The 18446-nt window shown below is 63.8% G+C and carries 30 protein-coding genes and 1 pseudogene; 30 read left to right on the top strand and 1 reads right to left on the bottom strand.

From position 1 onward, the window contains the following. From tuf to EN786_RS30060, 30 genes and pseudogenes are all read left to right on the top strand, one after another. A pseudogene (gene tuf / locus EN786_RS29915) lies at positions 1-134 on the top strand (elongation factor Tu); the annotation flags it as partial. A gap of 68 nt (positions 135-202) precedes the next feature. Continuing rightward, positions 203-511 carry a 30S ribosomal protein S10 gene (rpsJ, locus tag EN786_RS29920; RefSeq protein WP_006205468.1) on the top strand — a complete coding sequence of 103 codons (309 nt, stop codon included), beginning with the start codon at positions 203-205 and terminating at the stop codon, positions 509-511. A gap of 61 nt (positions 512-572) precedes the next feature. After that, positions 573-1289, top strand: a complete 717-nt coding sequence (gene rplC / locus EN786_RS29925) for a 50S ribosomal protein L3 (protein ID WP_127286411.1) — start codon at positions 573-575, stop codon at positions 1287-1289. Then, positions 1289-1909, top strand: a complete 621-nt coding sequence (gene rplD / locus EN786_RS29930; RefSeq protein WP_127286410.1) for a 50S ribosomal protein L4 — start codon at positions 1289-1291, stop codon at positions 1907-1909. The genes rplC and rplD overlap by 1 nt, the downstream gene beginning before the upstream one ends. Continuing rightward, entirely contained in the window at positions 1906-2199 is a 294-nt protein-coding gene (locus EN786_RS29935; protein WP_126054435.1) for a 50S ribosomal protein L23, read from the top strand. The genes rplD and EN786_RS29935 overlap by 4 nt, the downstream gene beginning before the upstream one ends. A gap of 22 nt (positions 2200-2221) precedes the next feature. Further along, positions 2222-3055, top strand: a complete 834-nt coding sequence (gene rplB / locus EN786_RS29940) for a 50S ribosomal protein L2 (protein ID WP_126054436.1) — start codon at positions 2222-2224, stop codon at positions 3053-3055. A gap of 16 nt (positions 3056-3071) precedes the next feature. Next, positions 3072-3350, top strand: a complete 279-nt coding sequence (gene rpsS, locus EN786_RS29945; RefSeq protein ID WP_015317982.1) for a 30S ribosomal protein S19 — start codon at positions 3072-3074, stop codon at positions 3348-3350. Positions 3351-3352: 2 nt separating this feature from the next. Beyond that, the gene (rplV, locus tag EN786_RS29950; protein WP_006205462.1) at positions 3353-3742 is read left to right on the top strand and encodes a 50S ribosomal protein L22; all 390 of its coding nucleotides are present in this window, start codon (positions 3353-3355) and stop codon (positions 3740-3742) included. Continuing rightward, positions 3742-4473 (top strand): 30S ribosomal protein S3, encoded by a 732-nt coding sequence (rpsC, locus tag EN786_RS29955; protein ID WP_127310694.1) that lies wholly within the window; start codon positions 3742-3744, stop codon positions 4471-4473. Before rplV ends, rpsC begins: the two co-directional genes overlap by 1 nt. A 27-nt stretch (positions 4474-4500) precedes the next feature. Further along, positions 4501-4914, top strand: coding sequence for a 50S ribosomal protein L16 (gene rplP / locus EN786_RS29960; protein WP_126054438.1), 414 nt, complete (start codon positions 4501-4503; stop codon positions 4912-4914). Between the two features lie 13 nt (positions 4915-4927). After that, complete coding sequence (gene rpmC / locus EN786_RS29965) at positions 4928-5128, top strand: 50S ribosomal protein L29 (protein WP_126042433.1); 201 nt, start codon at positions 4928-4930, stop codon at positions 5126-5128. Positions 5129-5139: 11 nt separating this feature from the next. Then, positions 5140-5379, top strand: coding sequence for a 30S ribosomal protein S17 (gene rpsQ / locus EN786_RS29970; RefSeq protein ID WP_010909280.1), 240 nt, complete (start codon positions 5140-5142; stop codon positions 5377-5379). 72 nt (positions 5380-5451) lie between these two features. Then, positions 5452-5820 carry a 50S ribosomal protein L14 gene (rplN, locus tag EN786_RS29975; protein WP_006205457.1) on the top strand — a complete coding sequence of 123 codons (369 nt, stop codon included), beginning with the start codon at positions 5452-5454 and terminating at the stop codon, positions 5818-5820. A gap of 12 nt (positions 5821-5832) precedes the next feature. Then, positions 5833-6147 (top strand): 50S ribosomal protein L24, encoded by a 315-nt coding sequence (rplX, locus tag EN786_RS29980; RefSeq protein ID WP_127286408.1) that lies wholly within the window; start codon positions 5833-5835, stop codon positions 6145-6147. Further along, positions 6140-6718 carry a 50S ribosomal protein L5 gene (rplE, locus tag EN786_RS29985; protein ID WP_127286407.1) on the top strand — a complete coding sequence of 193 codons (579 nt, stop codon included), beginning with the start codon at positions 6140-6142 and terminating at the stop codon, positions 6716-6718. The genes rplX and rplE overlap by 8 nt, the downstream gene beginning before the upstream one ends. A gap of 26 nt (positions 6719-6744) precedes the next feature. Next, positions 6745-7050: a 30S ribosomal protein S14 gene (gene rpsN, locus EN786_RS29990; protein WP_127286406.1), complete on the top strand. Its 306-nt coding sequence runs from the start codon at positions 6745-6747 to the stop codon at positions 7048-7050. A gap of 13 nt (positions 7051-7063) precedes the next feature. Further along, a complete protein-coding gene (gene rpsH, locus EN786_RS29995; protein WP_126054443.1) occupies positions 7064-7462 on the top strand; it encodes a 30S ribosomal protein S8 in 399 nt (132 codons plus the stop codon). Positions 7463-7551: 89 nt separating this feature from the next. After that, complete coding sequence (gene rplF / locus EN786_RS30000; protein ID WP_127285250.1) at positions 7552-8085, top strand: 50S ribosomal protein L6; 534 nt, start codon at positions 7552-7554, stop codon at positions 8083-8085. An 87-nt stretch (positions 8086-8172) separates the two neighbouring features. After that, a complete protein-coding gene (gene rplR / locus EN786_RS30005) occupies positions 8173-8535 on the top strand; it encodes a 50S ribosomal protein L18 (protein WP_127285249.1) in 363 nt (120 codons plus the stop codon). A gap of 135 nt (positions 8536-8670) precedes the next feature. After that, the gene (gene rpsE / locus EN786_RS30010; RefSeq protein WP_127285248.1) at positions 8671-9240 is read left to right on the top strand and encodes a 30S ribosomal protein S5; all 570 of its coding nucleotides are present in this window, start codon (positions 8671-8673) and stop codon (positions 9238-9240) included. A gap of 25 nt (positions 9241-9265) precedes the next feature. Further along, the gene (gene rpmD / locus EN786_RS30015; protein WP_006205449.1) at positions 9266-9463 is read left to right on the top strand and encodes a 50S ribosomal protein L30; all 198 of its coding nucleotides are present in this window, start codon (positions 9266-9268) and stop codon (positions 9461-9463) included. Positions 9464-9485: 22 nt separating this feature from the next. Further along, positions 9486-9959 (top strand): 50S ribosomal protein L15, encoded by a 474-nt coding sequence (gene rplO / locus EN786_RS30020; protein WP_127285247.1) that lies wholly within the window; start codon positions 9486-9488, stop codon positions 9957-9959. A 257-nt stretch (positions 9960-10216) separates the two neighbouring features. Beyond that, a complete protein-coding gene (secY, locus tag EN786_RS30025) occupies positions 10217-11557 on the top strand; it encodes a preprotein translocase subunit SecY (RefSeq protein WP_127285246.1) in 1341 nt (446 codons plus the stop codon). After that, positions 11554-12153, top strand: a complete 600-nt coding sequence (locus EN786_RS30030; protein ID WP_127310038.1) for an adenylate kinase — start codon at positions 11554-11556, stop codon at positions 12151-12153. The genes secY and EN786_RS30030 overlap by 4 nt, the downstream gene beginning before the upstream one ends. A gap of 196 nt (positions 12154-12349) precedes the next feature. Beyond that, complete coding sequence (gene rpsM / locus EN786_RS30035) at positions 12350-12718, top strand: 30S ribosomal protein S13 (protein ID WP_006205445.1); 369 nt, start codon at positions 12350-12352, stop codon at positions 12716-12718. A 157-nt stretch (positions 12719-12875) separates the two neighbouring features. Next, positions 12876-13265, top strand: coding sequence for a 30S ribosomal protein S11 (gene rpsK, locus EN786_RS30040; protein ID WP_006205444.1), 390 nt, complete (start codon positions 12876-12878; stop codon positions 13263-13265). Between the two features lie 102 nt (positions 13266-13367). Then, positions 13368-14378, top strand: coding sequence for a DNA-directed RNA polymerase subunit alpha (locus EN786_RS30045; protein ID WP_006205443.1), 1011 nt, complete (start codon positions 13368-13370; stop codon positions 14376-14378). 104 nt (positions 14379-14482) lie between these two features. Beyond that, complete coding sequence (rplQ, locus tag EN786_RS30050; protein ID WP_127285244.1) at positions 14483-14914, top strand: 50S ribosomal protein L17; 432 nt, start codon at positions 14483-14485, stop codon at positions 14912-14914. 193 nt (positions 14915-15107) lie between these two features. Continuing rightward, positions 15108-16595, top strand: a complete 1488-nt coding sequence (locus tag EN786_RS30055; protein WP_127310037.1) for a DegQ family serine endoprotease — start codon at positions 15108-15110, stop codon at positions 16593-16595. A 39-nt stretch (positions 16596-16634) separates the two neighbouring features. Further along, positions 16635-17945, top strand: coding sequence for a replication-associated recombination protein A (locus tag EN786_RS30060; RefSeq protein ID WP_127285242.1), 1311 nt, complete (start codon positions 16635-16637; stop codon positions 17943-17945). A 42-nt stretch (positions 17946-17987) separates the two neighbouring features. On the opposite strand, the gene EN786_RS30065 is transcribed toward EN786_RS30060, so the two are convergent. Then, positions 17988-18413 carry an HIT family protein gene (locus EN786_RS30065; RefSeq protein ID WP_127310035.1) on the bottom strand — a complete coding sequence of 142 codons (426 nt, stop codon included), beginning with the start codon at positions 18411-18413 and terminating at the stop codon, positions 17988-17990. Positions 18414-18446: the final 33 nt, after the last annotated feature.

Here is an 18446-nt window from a genome sequence, read left to right on the forward strand (position 1 = left end):
TGATGCCTGGCGACAACATCACGGTCGACGTCGAGCTGATCGTGCCGATCGCCATGGAAGAGAAGCTGCGCTTCGCCATCCGTGAAGGCGGCCGCACCGTCGGTGCCGGCATCGTCGTCACCATCAAAGAATAATTGGACTTAAACCGATCTGTCGCGGGCGCGGAAGTTGCCCGCGCCGCGCCAGAACAAGGAAGTGACGCATGAACGGACAGAATATCCGCATCCGCCTTAAGGCGTTTGATCACCGGGTGCTCGACGCCTCGACCCGGGAGATCGTGTCGACGGCCAAGCGCACCGGCGCCAACGTCCGCGGCCCCATTCCGCTGCCGACGCGGATCGAAAAGTTCACGGTCAACCGGTCGCCGCACGTCGACAAGAAGAGCCGCGAGCAGTTCGAGATGCGCACGCACAAGCGTCTGCTCGACATCGTCGATCCGACCCCGCAGACGGTCGATGCTTTGATGAAGCTCGACCTCGCCGCCGGTGTGGACGTCGAGATCAAGCTCTAAGGGAATGAGAGCGCGGTAAGGGGCGATGCCCCTGGCCCGGAACTCTAAAGGAATTGAACCGATGCGTTCAGGTGTGATTGCAAAGAAGGTGGGAATGACCCGCATCTATAACGATGCCGGGGAACATGTTCCCGTCACCGTTCTCCAGATGGAGAACTGCCAGGTCGTGGCGCAGCGCACGCAGGAGAAGAACGGCTATACGGCCGTCCAGCTCGGCGTTGGCCTTGCCAAGGTGAAGAACACGTCGAAGGCGATGCGCGGCCATTTCGCCGCCGCGTCCGTCGAGCCGAAGGCGAAGCTCGCCGAATTCCGCGTCTCCGCCGACAACATGATCGACGTCGGCGCCGAGATCACCGTCGAGCACTTCGTCGCCGGCCAGAAGGTCGATGTGACGGGCACCTCGACCGGTAAGGGTTTCCAGGGCGTGATCAAGCGGCACAACATGGGTGGCGGCCGCGCCACGCACGGTAACTCGGTGTCGCACCGCACGCACGGCTCGACCGGCCAGCGCCAGGACCCCGGCAAGGTGTTCAAGGGCAAGAAGATGGCCGGCCACATGGGCGACGCCCGCGTCACCACGCAGAACGTCGAGGTCGTCTCGACCGACGCCGACCGCGGCCTGATCCTGATCCGCGGCGCCGTTCCCGGCGTCAAGGGCGCCTGGATCCTGGTTCGCGACGCGGCCAAGGTCGCGCTCCCGGCCAATGCGCCGAAGCCTGCCGCGATCCGCGCTGGCGCCGCCAAGAATGAAGCCCCGGCCACCGAGGGAGCGGAATAATGGACCTCAAGATCACAACGCTGGGCGGCAAGGACGCCGGCAAGGTGAAACTCTCCGAGGAGATTTTCGGCCTTGATCCGCGCGAGGACATCCTGCAGCGCGTCGTGCGCTGGCAGCTGGCCAAGAAGCAGCAGGGCACGCACAAGGCCAAGGGCCGCGCCGAGATCGCGCGCACCGGCGCCAAGATGTACAAGCAGAAGGGTACGGGCCGCGCCCGTCACCATTCGGCTCGCGCTCCGCAGTTCCGCGGCGGCGGCAAGGCGCACGGCCCGGTCGTGCGCAGCCACGAGCACGACCTGCCGAAGAAGGTACGGGCGCTCGGCCTCAAGCATGCTCTCTCGGCCAAGGCCAAGAGCGCGTCGATCATCATCGTCGACGAGCTGAAGCTGACCGAGGCCAAGACCAAGGCGCTGGTGGCGAATTTCGAGACGCTCGGCCTGACCAACGCCTTGCTGATCGGCGGCGCCGAGCTCGACCAGAACTTCAAGCTGGCGGCGACCAACATTCCGAACATCGACGTGCTGCCCATCCAGGGCATCAACGTCTACGACATTCTGCGCCGCGGCACGCTGGTCCTTTCCAAGGCCGCCGTCGAGGCTCTCGAGGAGCGCTTCAAATGACCGACCTTCGTCACTACGACGTGATCGTCTCGCCGGCGATCACCGAAAAGTCGACCATGGCTTCCGAGCAGAACCAGGTCGTCTTCAACGTCGCCAAGAAGGCGTCGAAGCCGGAAATCAAGGCCGCCGTCGAAGCCCTCTTCGGTGTCAAGGTTACGGCCGTGAACACGCTTGTCCGCAAGGGCAAGATCAAGCGCTTCCGCGGCACGATCGGCCGCCAGGGCGACGTCAAGAAGGCGGTTGTGACGCTGGCCGACGGCCAGTCGATCGACGTCGCGACGGGTCTCTGAGCTAGGCCGCGAGGACAGGACAATGGCACTCAAGAAATTCAACCCGGTAACGCCGAGCACCCGCCAGCTGGTCATCGTCGACCGCTCGGGGCTCTACAAGGGCAAGCCCGTCAAGGGCCTGACCGAAGGCCTGACCAAGTCGGGCGGCCGAAATAACTACGGCCGCATCACGGCCCGCTTCATCGGCGGGGGTCACAAGCGTTCGTACCGCATCATCGACTTCAAGCGGCGCAAGTTCGACGTCGTCGGCACGGTCGAGCGGATCGAGTACGATCCGAACCGCACCGCCTTCATCGCGCTGATCAAGTATGACGATGGCGAGCTGTCCTACATCATCGCCCCGCAGCGCCTTGCTGCCGGCGACAAGATCGTGGCAGGCGAAGCCGTCGACGTGAAGCCGGGCAATGCGATGCCGCTGGCCTCGATGCCGGTCGGCACGATCGTCCACAACATCGAGCTGAAGCCGGGCAAGGGCGGCCAGGTCGCCCGTTCGGCTGGCGGTTACGCCCAGCTCGTCGGCCGCGACCAGGGCATGGCGATCCTGCGCCTCAACTCGGGCGAGCAGCGCGTCGTGCACGGCTCCTGCATGGCGACCGTCGGCGCGGTGTCGAACCCCGACCACGGCAACATCAACGACGGCAAGGCCGGCCGCACGGTGTGGCGCGGCAAGCGCCCGCACAATCGCGGCGTGGCCATGAACCCGGTCGATCACCCGCACGGCGGCGGCGAAGGCCGCACCTCGGGTGGCCGTCATCCGGTTTCGCCCTGGGGCAAGCCGACCAAGGGCAAGAAGACGCGGTCCAACAAGGCGACCGACAAGTTCATCGTGCGCTCGCGCCATCAGCGCAAGAGCTAAGAAGAGGTAACGCCAAGTGACTCGTTCGATTTGGAAAGGCCCCTTCATCGACGGCTACCTTCTCAAGAAGGTGGACAAGGTTCGTGAAGGCGGTCGCAATGAGGTGATCAAGATGTGGAGCCGCCGCTCCACCATCCTGCCGCAGTTCGTCGGCCTCACCTTCGGTGTCTACAACGGCCAGAAGCATGTTCCCGTCTCCGTGAACGAGGACATGGTCGGTCACAAGTTCGGTGAATTCGCTCCGACCCGGACCTATTACGGTCATGGCGCGGATAAGAAGGCGAAGAGGAAATAATCATGGGCAAGGCCAAAGCTCCGCGCAGGCTTGCTGACAACGAAGCGCGCGCCGTTCTGCGCACGATCCGTATCAGCCCGCAGAAGCTGAACCTGGTTGCCGCGCTGATCCGCGGCAAGAAGGTCGCGACAGCGCTTTCCGACCTCGAATTCTCGGCCAAGCGGATTTCCGGCACGGTCAAGAAGACGCTGGAATCGGCGATCGCCAACGCGGAAAACAACCACGACCTCGACGTCGACGCGCTGATCGTGGCGGAAGCCTATGTCGGCAAGTCGATCGTCATGAAGCGGTTCCACGCTCGTGGCCGTGGTCGCGCCAGCCGTATCGAAAAGCCGTTCTCGCACCTCACGATCGTCGTTCGTGAAGTCGAGGAAAAAGGGGAGGCCGCATAATGGGCCAGAAAGTCAATCCGATCGGGCTGCGTCTCGGCATCAACCGCACCTGGGATTCGCGCTGGTTCGCGAACACCGGCGAGTACGGCCAGCTGCTGCATGAGGATATCAAGATCCGCAAGTATCTTGAGAAGGAACTCAAGCAGGCCGCGATCTCCAAGGTCGTGATCGAGCGTCCGCACAAGAAGTGCCGCGTCACCATCCATGCGGCGCGTCCGGGCCTGATCATCGGCAAGAAGGGCGCCGACATCGAGAAGCTTCGCAAGAAGCTGATGGAGATGACGAAGTCCGAGACGCACCTCAACATAGTCGAGGTGCGCAAGCCGGAGATCGACGCCACGCTGGTCGCGCAGTCGATCGCGCAGCAGCTCGAGCGCCGCATCGCGTTCCGCCGCGCCATGAAGCGCGCCGTGCAGTCGGCGATGCGTCTCGGCGCCGAGGGCATCCGCATCAACTGCTCGGGCCGTCTGGGCGGTGCCGAAATCGCCCGCATGGAATGGTACCGCGAAGGCCGCGTGCCGCTGCATACGCTGCGCGCCGACGTCGACTACGGCACGGCCGAGGCGAACACCGCCTACGGTATCTGCGGCGTCAAGGTCTGGGTGTTCAAGGGCGAGATCCTCGAGCACGACCCGATGGCTTCGGAACGCCGCGCGACCGAGGGCGATCATGCGCATGGCGGTCCCGCCGGTGGCGAGCGCGAACGCGGCCGCCGTCGCGAAAACGCCTGAGACATTTGAGAATTTGGAGTTAGAACGATGCTGCAGCCAAAGCGCACAAAGTTCCGCAAGCAGTTCAAGGGCCGTATCCACGGTACCGCCAAGGGCGGCACCAACCTGGATTTCGGCGGTTTCGGGCTGAAGGCGCTTGAGCCGAACCGCGTCACCGCGCGCGAGATCGAGGCGGCCCGCCGCGCGATCACCCGCGAGATGAAGCGCGCCGGCCGCGTCTGGATCCGGGTGTTCCCGGATCTGCCGGTCACCTCGAAGCCGACCGAAGTGCGCATGGGTAAGGGCAAGGGCGCCGTCGACTATTGGGCGGCGCGCGTCAAGCCTGGCCGCATCATGTTCGAGATCGACGGCGTCAGCGAAGAGACGGCGCGCGAGGCGCTGCGTCTCGGCGCTGCCAAGCTCTCGGTCAGGACGCGCTTCGTACAGCGCATCGCAGAATAAGGACGGGCCGATCATGAAAGCCGAAGACATCCGGACCAAGACCCAGGACCAGCTGACCGACGACCTGGCCAGCCTGAAGAAGGAGCAGTTCAACCTGCGCTTCCAGAAGGCCACCGGTCAGCTCGAGAAGACCGCACGCGTGAAGCAGGTCCGCAGGGACATCGCGCGCATCAAGACCATCGCCGCGGAAAAGTCCGCGGCCAAGAAGGCTTAAGGACGAAAACCATGCCAAAGCGCATTCTGCAGGGCACCGTCGTCAGCGACAAGAACGAGAAGACGGTTGTCGTCAAGGTCGAACGGCGCTTCACGCATCCCGTGATGAAGAAGACCGTGCGCATGACCAAGAAGTACAAGGCGCACGACGAGAACAACGCCCACAAGGTCGGCGACCAGGTGTTCATCCAGGAATCGAAGCCGATTTCCAAGGACAAGCGCTGGATCGTCGTGTCTTCGGACCAGGCGTAAACAAGCGAATTTTGGACAGACCGGGGAGGGGCTTCGAGCCCGTCCCGTTAGAAAAGAAGAAGGCGGCCAGTCATGATTCAGATGCAAACAAACCTCGACGTCGCGGATAATTCCGGCGCCCGTCGTGTCATGTGCATCAAGGTGCTGGGCGGCTCGAAGCGGAAATACGCTTCCGTCGGCGACATCATCGTGGTGTCGATCAAGGAAGCCATTCCGCGCGGCCGCGTGAAGAAGGGCGATGTGATGAAGGCGGTCGTGGTTCGCACGGCCAAGGACATCCGCCGCCCGGACGGCAGCGTGATCCGTTTCGACAAGAACGCGGCCGTTCTCGTCGACAACAAGAAAGAGCCGATCGGCACGCGTATCTTCGGACCGGTTCCGCGCGAACTCCGCGCCAAGAACCACATGAAGATCATCTCGCTCGCGCCAGAAGTGCTGTAAGGAGCCGGACCAATGCAGAAGATTAGAAAAGGCGACAAGGTCGTCGTGCTGGCCGGCAAGGACAAGGGCCGTTCGGGCGAAGTCCTCTCGGTGCAGCCGAAGGACGACACCGCGCTGGTGCGTGGCGTCAACATGATCCGTCGTCACCAGAAGCAGTCCCAGTCCCAAGAGGGCGGGATCATCACCAAGGAAGCGCCGATCAACCTGTCGAACATCGCGCTGGCCGACCCCAAGGATGGCAAGCCGACCCGCGTCGGTTTCATCTTCCAGAAGGACGGCAAGAAAGTGCGCGTCGCCAAGCGCTCGGGAGAAGTCATCAATGGCTAAGGCTGAAACCAAGCAGGCGACTGCCAAAAACGAGCCGCGCCTCAAGAAGGTCTACAACGAGACCATCCGCAAGGCGCTGCAGGAGCAGTTCGGCTACGACAACGACATGCAGGTTCCGCGCCTCGACAAGATCGTGCTGAACATGGGCGTTGGCGAGGCGACCGGCGATTCGAAGAAGCCTTCGGTCGCCGCCGAGGACCTGGCGCTGATCGCCGGCCAGAAGGCCGTCGTCACCCGCGCCCGCAACTCGATCGCCGGCTTCAAGGTGCGCGAGAACATGCCGATCGGCGCCAAGGTCACGCTGCGCAAGGAACGCATGTACGAGTTCCTCGACCGCCTCGTGAACATCGCGCTGCCGCGCGTCCGCGACTTCCGCGGGCTGAATCCGAAGAGCTTTGACGGCCGTGGCAACTATGCCATGGGCATCAAGGAACACATCGTGTTCCCGGAGATCAACTACGACAAGGTTGATCAGGTCTGGGGCATGGACGTCATCGTTTGTACGACGGCGAAGACGGACGACGAAGCCAGGGCTCTGCTCAAGGCTTTCAACTTCCCCTTCCGCCAGTAACGGCAGCGAAAAAGGAAAAATCTGAAATGGCAAAGACCAGCTCAGTCGAGAAGAACAACAGGCGCCGGAAGCTTGCGGACCAGTATGCCGCCAAGCGTAACGCGCTGAAGGCCATCGTCATGGATCAGTCCAAGCCGATGGAAGAGCGTTTCCGCGCCCAGTTGAAGCTGTCGGCACTGCCGCGCAACTCGGCCAAGATCCGCATCCGCAACCGCTGCGAAGTCACCGGCCGTCCGCGCGCCTACTATCGCAAGCTCAAGGTTTCGCGTATCGCGCTTCGCGATCTTGGCAACAACGGCCAGATCCCGGGCCTGGTCAAGTCGAGCTGGTAAGGAGGACATTGAGATGTCATTGAGCGATCCTCTCGGCGATATGCTGACCCGCATCCGCAACGCCTATGGCCGCAAGAAGTCGAGCGTCTCGACTCCGGCCTCGCGTCTGCGCACCCGCGTCCTCGACGTGCTGAAGGCTGAAGGCTATATCCGCGACTACAGCCAGACCGACTTCGAAAACGGCAAGTCCGAAATCGAAATCGAGCTGAAGTATTTCGACGGCGCGCCGGTCGTGCGTGAAATCGCCCGTGTCTCGAAGCCGGGCCGCCGCGTCTATGTCTCGGCCAAGTCGATCCCGCAGGTCGCCAACGGCCTCGGCATCGCCATCCTTTCGACGCCGAAGGGCGTGATGGCCGACCACGAAGCGCGCGAGCAGAATGTCGGCGGTGAAATCCTCTGCCAGATCTTCTGATCCGGCGCGTGAGATCGAAAGCGGTATCCGGTTTTCGGGAACGCTCGAAAACTGGAACCTGAACCAAGAGAAGTGACGAGGACAACAAAATGTCTCGTATTGGAAAGAAACCCGTTTCGCTGCCGCAGGGCGTGACCGCGACCGTCAACGGCCAGACCGTGACGGCGAAGGGCCCCAAGGGCGAGCTGAAGTTCGTGGTCAACGACGAAGTGCTGGTCAAGCTGGAAGGCACCGAGATCGCCGTTCAGCCGCGCGACCAGACCAAGACCGCCCGCGCCAAGTGGGGCATGTCGCGCACGCAGATCGTCAACATCCTGCAGGGTGTCAAGGACGGCTTCGAGAAGCGGCTCGAGATCACCGGCGTCGGCTATCGCGCCGCCATGCAGGGCAAGAACCTGCAGCTGGCGCTCGGCTTCAGCCATGACGTGATCTACGAGACCCCGCAGGGCATCACGATCACGGTGCCGAAGCCGACGGAAATCACGGTCACCGGCATCGACAAGCAGCAGGTCGGCCAGGTTGCCGCCGAGATCCGCGAGTATCGCGGCCCCGAGCCCTACAAGGGCAAGGGCGTGCGCTACGCCGGCGAGAAGATCGTCCGCAAGGAAGGCAAGAAGAAGTAAGACTGCAACGCCGCGGGGAGCGGCCGCGGGAGGCTTGGCCTACCGCACAGGGTTGCCCCCGTCTACTGAAGGCAAGGAACTGACATTATGGCTAGCCCGAAAGAAACCACCCAACGCCGTGCGCAGCGCGTGCGCCGTCAGCTCAAGAAGGTCGCCGGCGAGCGTCCGCGGCTGTCGGTCCACCGCACCTCGAAGAACATCTACGTCCAGGTCATCGACGATGCCCAGGGCCGCACCCTGGCCGCCGCCTCGACGCTGGAGAAGGACCTCAAGGGTTCGCTCAAGACGGGCGCCGACACCGCTGCCGCTGCCGCGGTCGGCAAGCTGATCGCCGAGCGCGCTTCGAAGGCCGGCGTCAAGGAAGTCGTCTTCGATCGCGGCCCATACATCTATCACGGCCGCGTCAAGGCGCTGGCCGACGCTGCCCGCGAAGGTGGCCTGAGCTTCTAAGCCTGGTCCCGAAAAGTTGCAGACTTTTCGGATAGGATCATGCAAGGAAGAAAATGATTTTTCACCGCCGGCGACCCAAAAGTGGCGCCGGCATTTCAGCAACCCGTGCTTCCGGAAAAGAACAAGGAACAGGATATGGCACAGGAACGTAGGGAAGGCGGTCGCGGCCGCGAGCGTGATCGCGAAGAGCGCGATGACGGCATGGTGGACAAGCTCGTCCACATCAACCGCGTCGCCAAGGTGGTTAAGGGCGGCCGGCGTTTCGGCTTCGCCGCTCTCGTCGTCGTCGGCGACCAGAAGGGGCGCGTCGGCTTCGGCCACGGCAAGGCACGCGAAGTGCCGGAAGCGATCCGTAAGGCGACCGAGTCGGCCAAGCGCGACATGATCTTCGTGCCGCTGCGCTCGGGCCGCACGCTGCATCACGACGTCGAGGGCCGCTGGGGCGCTGGACGCGTTCTGCTGCGCGCCGCCAAGCAGGGTACCGGCATCATCGCCGGCGGCCCGATGCGCGCTGTCTTCGAGACGCTCGGCATGCATGACGTGGTCGCCAAGTCGATGGGTTCGTCGAACCCGTACAACATGGTTCGCGCCACCTTCGACGCGCTGAAGAGCCAGATGCATCCGAAGGATGTGGCTGCAGCGCGCGGCATCAAGTACTCGACCCTTCAGGCCCGCCGCGGCAATGCCGTTGCGGCTGAAGAATAGTCGACGCTGACCAGGGATCCAGACCATGGCCAAGAAAGCTACCAAGACCATCACCGTCGAGCAGATCGGCTCGCCGATCCGTCGGCCGAAGGAGCAGCGCGCTACGCTGGTCGGCCTCGGCCTCAACAAGATGCACAAGCAGCGCACGCTGGAAGACACGCCCTCCGTGCGCGGCATGATCGCTGCCGTCCAGCATCTCGTCCGCGTCGTGGACGAGGGCTGAGCACAAGCGCAGGAGAACGAAGATGAAACTCAACGATCTGCGTGACAAGGACGGCGCCACGCACTCCAAGAAGCGCCTAGGCCGCGGTATCGGCTCCGGCTCGGGCAAGACCGCCGGTCGCGGCGTCAAGGGCCAGAAGGCGCGCTCCGGTGTCGCCATCAACGGCTTCGAGGGTGGCCAGATGCCGCTCTACCGGCGCCTGCCGAAGCGCGGCTTCAACAACCTGTTTGGCAAGAGCTTCACGGTCGTGTCGCTGGCCCGCATCCAGGCTGCGGTCGACGCCAAGAAGCTCGACGCCAAGGCAACGGTGACGGCCGAGGCGCTGGTCGCGGCCGGCGTCATCCGCCGCGTCAAGGACGGCGTGCGAGTGCTCTCCGACGGCGAGCTCAAGGCGAAGCTCGCCTTCGACGTGGCGGGCGCCTCCAAGGCCGCCATCGAGAAGATCGAGAAGGCCGGCGGTTCGGTGAAGGTGCCGGAAAAGGCCGCCGCCGAGTAACGGCGATTTGAAGCGCGGTCGGCAAGAGCGGACTTCGTTTTTGCTCCCGATCGCGCTTTGATCCGATCAATATGGCGGCCGCGTCAACGCGGCCGCTTGCATGTTTACGGTCCGGAGCTTATCTCGTGAGCTTCGGTGACACGCGCCGCCTGAGCTGCGGGCATCGAGCGTGACATAGCAATCAAAGAAGTAGAGCATGATGTTGTCCGAAAACCGCTCCACACTTTTCGGCATCATGCTCTAGCGGAGAATCAGGCATGGCTTCGGCTGCTGAACAACTAGCCTCGAATCTGAATTTTTCGGCTTTCGCCAAGGCCGAGGACCTGAAGAAACGCATCTGGTTCACCATCGGCGCGCTGCTCGTCTATCGGCTCGGCACCTATATCCCGCTGCCCGGCATCAATCCGGACGCTTTCGCCCAGGCCTTCTCCTCGCAGAGCAAGGGCGTGCTCGGCATGTTCAACATGTTCGCCGGCGGCGCCGTGCAGCGCATGGCGATCTTCGCGCTGGGCATCATGCCCTACATCTCCGCCTCCATCATCATGCAGCTGATGACCTCGGTCATCCCGTCGCTGGAAGCGCTGAAGAAGGAAGGCGAGCAGGGCCGCAAGATCATCAACCAGTACACGCGCTACGGCACCGTGCTTTTGGCGCTGGTGCAGGCCTATGGCATCTCCGTCGGGCTGGAAGGCGGCAACGGCATCGTCAACGATCCCGGCATGTTCTTCCGCATCTCCACCGTGGTGACGCTGGTCGGCGGCACCATGTTCCTGATGTGGCTCGGCGAGCAGATCACCGCGCGCGGCATCGGCAATGGCATTTCGCTGATCATCTTCTCCGGCATCGTCGCCGGCCTGCCGCGCGCCATCTCCGGCACGCTGGAACTCGGCCGTACCGGCGCGCTGTCGACCGGCCTGATCCTGGCGATCATCGTTTTGGCCATCGTCGTCATTGCGCTCATCGTGTTCTTCGAGCGGGCGCAGCGCCGCCTGCTGATCCAGTACCCGAAGCGCCAGGTCGGCAACCGCATGTTCCAGGGCGATACCTCGCACCTGCCGCTGAAGCTCAACACGTCGGGCGTCATCCCGCCGATCTTCGCGTCGTCGCTGTTGCTCCTGCCGGCAACGGTCGCCGGCTTCTCGCAGACGACCAACATGCCCGCCTGGGCGAGCACGATCCTTGCCTCGCTCGGCCACGGCCAGCCGCTCTACATGGCGTTCTACGCGGCGATGATCGTGTTCTTCGCCTTCTTCTACACGGCGATCGTCTTCAACCCCAAGGACACCGCCGACCAGCTCAAGAAGCATTCCGGCTTCATTCCGGGCTACCGCCCGGGCGAGCGCACCGCCGATTACATCGACTATGTTCTCACGCGCATCACCGTCATCGGCGCCATCTACCTGGTGCTGGTGTGCCTGCTGCCCGAATTCCTGATTTCAGCGACTGGCGTACCATTCTACCTTGGTGGCACATCGCTTCTGATCGTGGTCAGTGTAACGCTCGATACGGTGGCGCAGATCCAGGGTCACCTGATCGCGCATCAGTATGAGGGCCTGATCAAGAAGTCGAAGTTGCGCGGGGGGAAGAGGACCAGATGAGGCTGATATTGCTTGGACCGCCGGGGGCGGGCAAGGGGACGCAAGCGCAAAGACTGGTGGAGAAATACCGCATACCGCAGCTCTCGACCGGCGACATGCTGCGTGCGGCCGTACAGGCCGGCACGGAAGTGGGCAAGCGGGCCAAGGCGGTGATGGATGCCGGCGAACTGGTGTCGGACGCCATCGTCAACGCCATCGTGGCCGAGCGCATCGACCAGGCCGATTGCGCAAATGGCTTCATCCTCGACGGTTACCCGCGCACGCTGGTTCAGGCCGATGCGGTTGAATCGATGCTCGCCGACCGTGGCCTCCATCTCGATGCCGTCATCGAACTCGTGGTCGACGACAAGGCGCTGGTTGGACGAATCGTCAAGCGCGCCGAGGATGCCAAGGCCGCCGGCCAGCCGGCGCGCAAGGACGACAATCCGGCTGTGTTCGAGGAGCGCCTGCGGGAGTACTACAAGAAGACCGCGCCGCTGATCGGCTACTATTACGCCAAGGGCAGGCTGAAGAGCGTCGACGGCATGGCCGACATAGACGCGGTGACGCGCGAGATCGAAACGGTGCTCAAATCCGTCACCCAGGCGGCGGCATAGAGAAAACAGTCGATTGCGCTTGACTGTAGCGGTCCGCTGGGGTATGGCGGCCCGTCTTCCATCAGGCATAGGCTTTGCTTGTCCGCAAGGGCAAGGCAGCCGCTTTGAACTGGAAACTCCCGCAAGGGCCGGCCTCCACCGGACGCGGGGCAACTTGAAGCGCCGGCGTGTCCGGCCCATATGGAGATGAGAGAAGATGGCTCGTATAGCCGGCGTCAACATTCCGACCAACAAGCGCGTCGTCATTGCGCTTCAGTACATTCACGGCATTGGCAAGAAGTTCGCCCAGGAGATCGTCGACAAGGTCGGCATCCCGGCCGAGCGCCGCGTCAACCAGCTGACCGACGCGGAAGTGCTGCAGATCCGCGAGACGATCGACCGCGACTACCAGGTCGAAGGCGACCTGCGCCGCGAAGTGTCGATGAACATCAAGCGGCTCATGGACCTCGGCTGCTACCGCGGCCTGCGTCACCGCCGCTCGCTGCCGGTCCGCGGCCAGCGCACGCATACCAATGCGCGCACCCGCAAGGGCCCGGCGAAGTCGATCGCCGGCAAGAAGAAGTAATTGGGGGAATAAGGGAGTAGGGGAGTAAGGCAGTAGGGAATAGTCCGAAAATCGGATCATTTGTTCCCTACTCCCTTACTTCCCTATTCCCCTACTCCCTTACCAAGGTGGAGCCGCTGGCATTACGGCGGTGTAGAGATCAACTGAAAGGACTACCATGGCCAAGGAAGCCGCTCGTGTTCGCCGTCGCGAACGCAAGAATATCTCGTCGGGCGTTGCCCACGTCAATTCGACCTTCAACAACACGATGATCACCATCACCGACGCGCAGGGCAATTCGATCGCCTGGTCGTCGGCCGGCGCCCAGGGCTTCAAGGGTTCGCGCAAGTCGACCCCGTTCGCCGCCCAGATGGCCGCCGAGGACGTCGCCAAGAAGGCGCAGGAACACGGCATGCGCATGCTCGAGGTCGAGGTCTGCGGGCCCGGCTCGGGTCGTGAATCGGCGCTGCGCGCGCTGCAGGCCGCCGGCTTCACCATCACCTCGATCCGTGACGTGACGCCGATCCCGCACAATGGCTGCCGCCCGCGCAAGAAGCGCCGCGTCTAAGGAACTATCGAACGCCGCGCGAACGCCAAAAAGCGTTCCTCCGCGGCATTCCAGGTCGCCCGCCACGATTGGATGGTGGCGGGGCAACGGAAGGAAAGCATCATGATCCAGAAAAACTGGCAGGAACTGATCAAGCCGAACAAGATCGAGTTCTCGTCGAAGAAGAAGACGCTGACCACGCTGGTCGCCGAGCCGCTCGAGCGCGGCTTCGGCCTCACGCTGGGCAACGCGCTGCGGCGCGTGCTTCTGTCTTCGCTGCGCGGCGCGGCCGTCACCGCGGTGCAGATCGACGGCGTCCTGCATGAATTCTCGTCCATCGCCGGCGTGCGCGAGGACGTGACCGATATCGTGCTCAACATCAAGGAAATCGCCATCCGTATGGAAGGCGACGGCCCGAAGCGCATGGTCGTTCGCAAGCAGGGCCCGGGCGCCGTGCTGGCCGGCGACATCCAGACGGTCGGCGACGTCGAGATCCTCAACCCCGACCACGTCATCTGCACGCTGGACGAGGGCGCCGAGATCCGCATGGAGTTCACCGTCGACACCGGCAAGGGCTATGTGCCGGCCGAGCGCAACCGCGCCGAGGACGCGCCGATCGGCCTGATCCCGGTCGACAGCCTCTACTCGCCGGTCAAGAAGGTCTCCTACAAGGTCGAGAACACCCGCGAGGGCCAGGTCCTCGACTATGACAAGCTGACCATGACCATCGAGACCGACGGCTCGATCTCGGGCGAGGACGCGGTGGCTTTTGCCGCTCGCATCCTGCAGGACCAGCTCGGCCTGTTCGTCAACTTCGACGAGCCGCAGAAGGAAGTCGCCGCCGAAGCCGTCACCGAGCTTGCCTTCAACCCGGCGCTGCTCAAGAAGGTCGACGAGCTGGAGCTCTCGGTGCGTTCCGCCAACTGCCTGAAGAACGACAACATCGTCTATATCGGCGACCTGATCCAGAAGACCGAAGCCGAGATGCTGCGCACCCCGAACTTCGGCCGCAAGTCGCTGAACGAGATCAAGGAAGTCTTGGCGGCGATGGGCCTGCACCTCGGCATGGAAGTGCCGGACTGGCCGCCGGAAAACATCGAAGACCTCGCAAAGCGTTACGAAGACCAATATTGAGCATGAATTCCAAGGATCGGCGGCGTGAGCCGCCAGATCCGACGGTCATGCGGAAAACCATCAGAGGCCGTGGCCTCTTGAACAACTGAAGAAGGAAAAGAGCCATGCGCCACGGTTTCAAAGGCCGTCGTTTCGCCCGCAGTGTAAGCCACCGCAAGTCGATGTTCGCCAACCTCGCAGTCTCGCTGCTCGAGCACGAGCAGATCGTCACCACTCTGCCGAAGGCTAAGGACCTGCGTCCGATCGTCGAGAAGCTGGTGACGCTCGGCAAGCGCGGCGATCTGCATGCGCGCCGTCAGGTGATCGCCCAGATCGGCAATGAGGGCGTCGTCAAGCGCCTGTTCGAGACGATCGCGCCGCGCTACGCCTCCCGCAACGGCGGCTACCTGCGCATCATGAAGGCGGGCTTCCGTCACGGCGACAATGCCGCGATGGCGGTCATCGAGTTCGTCGACCGCGACACCTCGGCCAAGGGCGCCGGCGACCGCGCCCGCATCGAAGCCGAAGGTACCGAAGAGGAAGTCGCGGCCGCCTGAGGCTGGGCTTTTCGCAAGTGTTCAAAGGGGCCCTGTGGGCCCCTTTTTACATTCTGAAATCGGCGCTTGGCGTTTCCGACAATTTCGTCGGCCGACGCCCGTGCTTTTGCGCGACAATTATCGGATTTCGGTGCATTAGCCTTTCATTCTGCACAATCGTCGGGACAATGGCGCCCGATTTGGAGGATTCGGAATGCGCATGAAACGGCTGTCCCTTGTTCTGATCTCGGCCTTGCTGGCGTTCGCGCCGGCGGCCAGGCAGGCGCTGGCCGAGGACGCCGCCAAGCCCGCCGATCCCGGCCTGTCCGACGTGCTGACCGATCTTCTCCATGGCGTCGAAGGCGAGAACGCCACCTCCGGACCCGACAAGCGCGTGCCGTTCGGCCGCGAGGAGGTGCAGCTCTCGTTCGCGCCTTTGGTCAAGCAGACGGCGCCGGCCGTGGTCAACGTGTATGCCTCGCAGACCGCCAAGGTGACGTCGCCTTTCGAGGGCGATCCCTTCTTCGAGGAATTCTTCGGCCGCGCGCAGCCGCGCGCGCAATCCTCGCTGGGCTCTGGCGTGCTGGTCGACCCGAGCGGTGTCATCGTCACCAACTACCACGTCATCAAGGATGCCGACGAGGTGAAGGTGGCGACCGCCGACGGGCGCGAGTTCACCAGCAAGGTCATGCTCAAGGATGAGACGCTCGATCTCGCCGTGCTCAAGATCTCCGCCGACAAGCCGTTCCCGGTGATCGCCATCGGCGATTCCGACGCGCTCGAGGTCGGCGATCTGGTGCTGGCGATCGGCAATCCGTTCGGTGTCGGCCAGACCACCACCAGCGGCATCGTTTCGGCGCTGGCCCGCAGCCATATCGGCGTTTCGGATTCGGGCTATTTCATCCAGACCGACGCCGCCATCAATCCCGGCAATTCCGGTGGCGCGCTGATCAACATGGGCGGCCAGCTGGTCGGCATCAACACGGCGATCTACAGCCGCAGCGGCGGCTCGATCGGCATCGGTTTCGCCATCCCCGCCAATATGGTGCGGGCGTTCGCCGACGCGGCCAAGGCCGGTCTCGATTTCTTCGAGCGGCCCTATGTCGGCGCCGAGTTCGAGGCGGTGACGCCGCAGATCGCCGAATCGCTCGGCATGGAAAAGCCGACCGGCGCGCTGGTCTCGTCGGTCGATGCTGCCGGGCCGGCGGGCAAGGCTGGGCTGAAGCCCGGCGATGTCGTGCTCTCGCTCAACGGCACGACCGTCGAAAGCATCGAGGCGCTGGATTATCGTATGGCGACGTTGTCGATCGGCACCAAGGCCAGCTTCGCCGTGCTCAGCAAGGGCCAGCAGGCGACGATGGATATCGCGCTGGAGCGCGCGCCGGAAGGCGCCAAGGCCACCGAGGTGACGCTGCATGGCCGCAGCCCGTTCGCCGGCGCCAAGGTGGCGGAGCTGTCGCCGCGGCTGGCGCAGCGGCTCGGCCTGCGCACCGACCTCAAGGGGGTCGCCGTGGTCGACATCAATCGCGATTCGCCGGCCGCCGATTTCGGCTTCCAGCCGGGCGACATCGTGCGCGAGGTGAACGGCACGACTGTCGACACGGCGGCGACGCTGGCGCAGGTAGCCCAGCAGGACACGCGCTGGTGGCGCTTTACCGTCGAGCGCGGCGGGCAGATACTGCGCCAGGTGTTGCGTTATTGAGGCGATCCAGGGATCGTCCTCCAGCTTTGAAGACCGTTCATGGCCGATTTGTTCAGCGTCGATGAACCGGAAAAGGCGCCGCCCGGCCGGCCGCTGGCCGACCGGCTGCGCCCGAAAAACCTCGGCGAGGTCGTTGGCCAGGAGCATCTGACCGGTCCGGATGGCGCGCTGACCAGGCTGATCGATTCCGGCTCGCTCGGCTCGATGATCTTCTGGGGCCCGCCAGGCACCGGCAAGACCACGGTGGCCCGGCTGCTGGCCGGCGAGACCAAGCTTGCGTTCGAGCAGATATCGGCGGTGTTTTCCGGAGTCGCCGACCTCAAGAAGGTGTTCGAGGCAGCGAAGCTGCGCCGCGGCAACGGCCGCCAGACCTTGCTATTCGTCGACGAGATCCATCGCTTCAACCGGGCTCAGCAGGACGGCTTTCTGCCGGTAATGGAAGACGGCACCGTCGTGCTGGTCGGCGCCACCACGGAAAACCCGTCCTTCGAGCTGAACGCCGCGCTTTTGTCGCGCGCGCGCGTGTTGGTCTTCCGTTCGCTCGGCGAGGACAGCATCGCCAAGCTGCTGGCGCGGGCGGAGGAGACCGAGGGCAGGGCGCTGCCGCTCGACGACGAGGCGCGGGCCATGCTGATCCGCATGAGCGACGGCGACGGCCGAGCTTCGCTGACGCTTGCCGAAGAAGTGTGGCGCGCCGCCAAGCCGGGCGAGGTGTTCGGGCCGGAGGGCCTGCAGCGCATCATCCAGCGCCGCGCGCCGATCTACGACAAGGGTCAGGACGGTCACTACAATCTGATCTCGGCGCTGCACAAATCGGTGCGCGGCTCCGATCCGGACGCGGCCCTCTACTATCTCGCCCGCATGTTCGACGCTGGCGAGGATCCGCTCTATCTCGGCCGCCGGCTGGTGCGCATGGCGGTGGAGGATATCGGGCTGGCCGACCCGCAGGCGCTGGTCATCGCCAATGCCGCGAAGGACGCCTACGACTATCTGGGTTCGCCCGAGGGCGAGCTCGCCTTCGCCGAGGCCGCCGTCTATCTCGCCACCGCGCCGAAATCCAACGCCGTCTACACCGCCTTCAAGGCGGCGACACAAGCGGCAAAGGAGCACGGCTCGCTGCTGCCGCCCAAGCACATCCTCAACGCGCCGACCAAGCTGATGAAGGAAGAGGATTACGGAGCCGGCTACCGCTACGACCACGACGAGCCCGACGCCTTTTCCGGCCAGGACTATTTCCCCGAAAAGATGGGCCGGCGCACCTTCTACGATCCGCCCGAGCGGGGCTTCGAGCGCGATATCAGGAAGCGGCTGGAATACTGGGCCAAGCTGCGCGGCGAGCGGGAAAGGTAGGCTGCTTCTCGCGGCTGGCCGTTTGCCGCGGTCCGTGCCTGGTCAGCCGGCAAGCGCCGCGCGGATCTTGCCCGCGTTTTCCGCCAGCACCTCGGGCTTTTCCATCTGTCCGCTGTGCGGCTTCAGGGGGACGCCTTCGAAGCGCGGGATGACATGGACATGCAGGTGGTAGACGGTCTGGCCCGAAGCCGGTTCGTTGAACTGCAGGATGGTGACGCCGTCGGCGCCGAAGGCTTTCTTGACCGCCTGCGCCAGCTTCTGAACGCCAATGAAGAGCGGCCCGAGCGTTGCCGTGTCGGCGTCGAGCAGATTGCGCGATGGCGCCTTCGGCACCACCAGCGTGTGGCCCTTTCCTTGCGGCATCACGTCCATGAAGGCGATGACCGCATCGTCTTCATAGACGCGGTGCGAGGGGATTTCGCCGCGCAGGATCTTCGCGAAGATGTTGCCGGGATCGTAGTCAGCCATGGCGGGCGCTCCTGATCATGGATGTCCTGCCTC

Origin of the sequence: Mesorhizobium sp. M4B.F.Ca.ET.143.01.1.1, from assembly GCF_004792275.1 — a bacterium.
Taxonomy (GTDB): Bacteria; Pseudomonadota; Alphaproteobacteria; order Rhizobiales; family Rhizobiaceae; genus Mesorhizobium; species Mesorhizobium abyssinicae.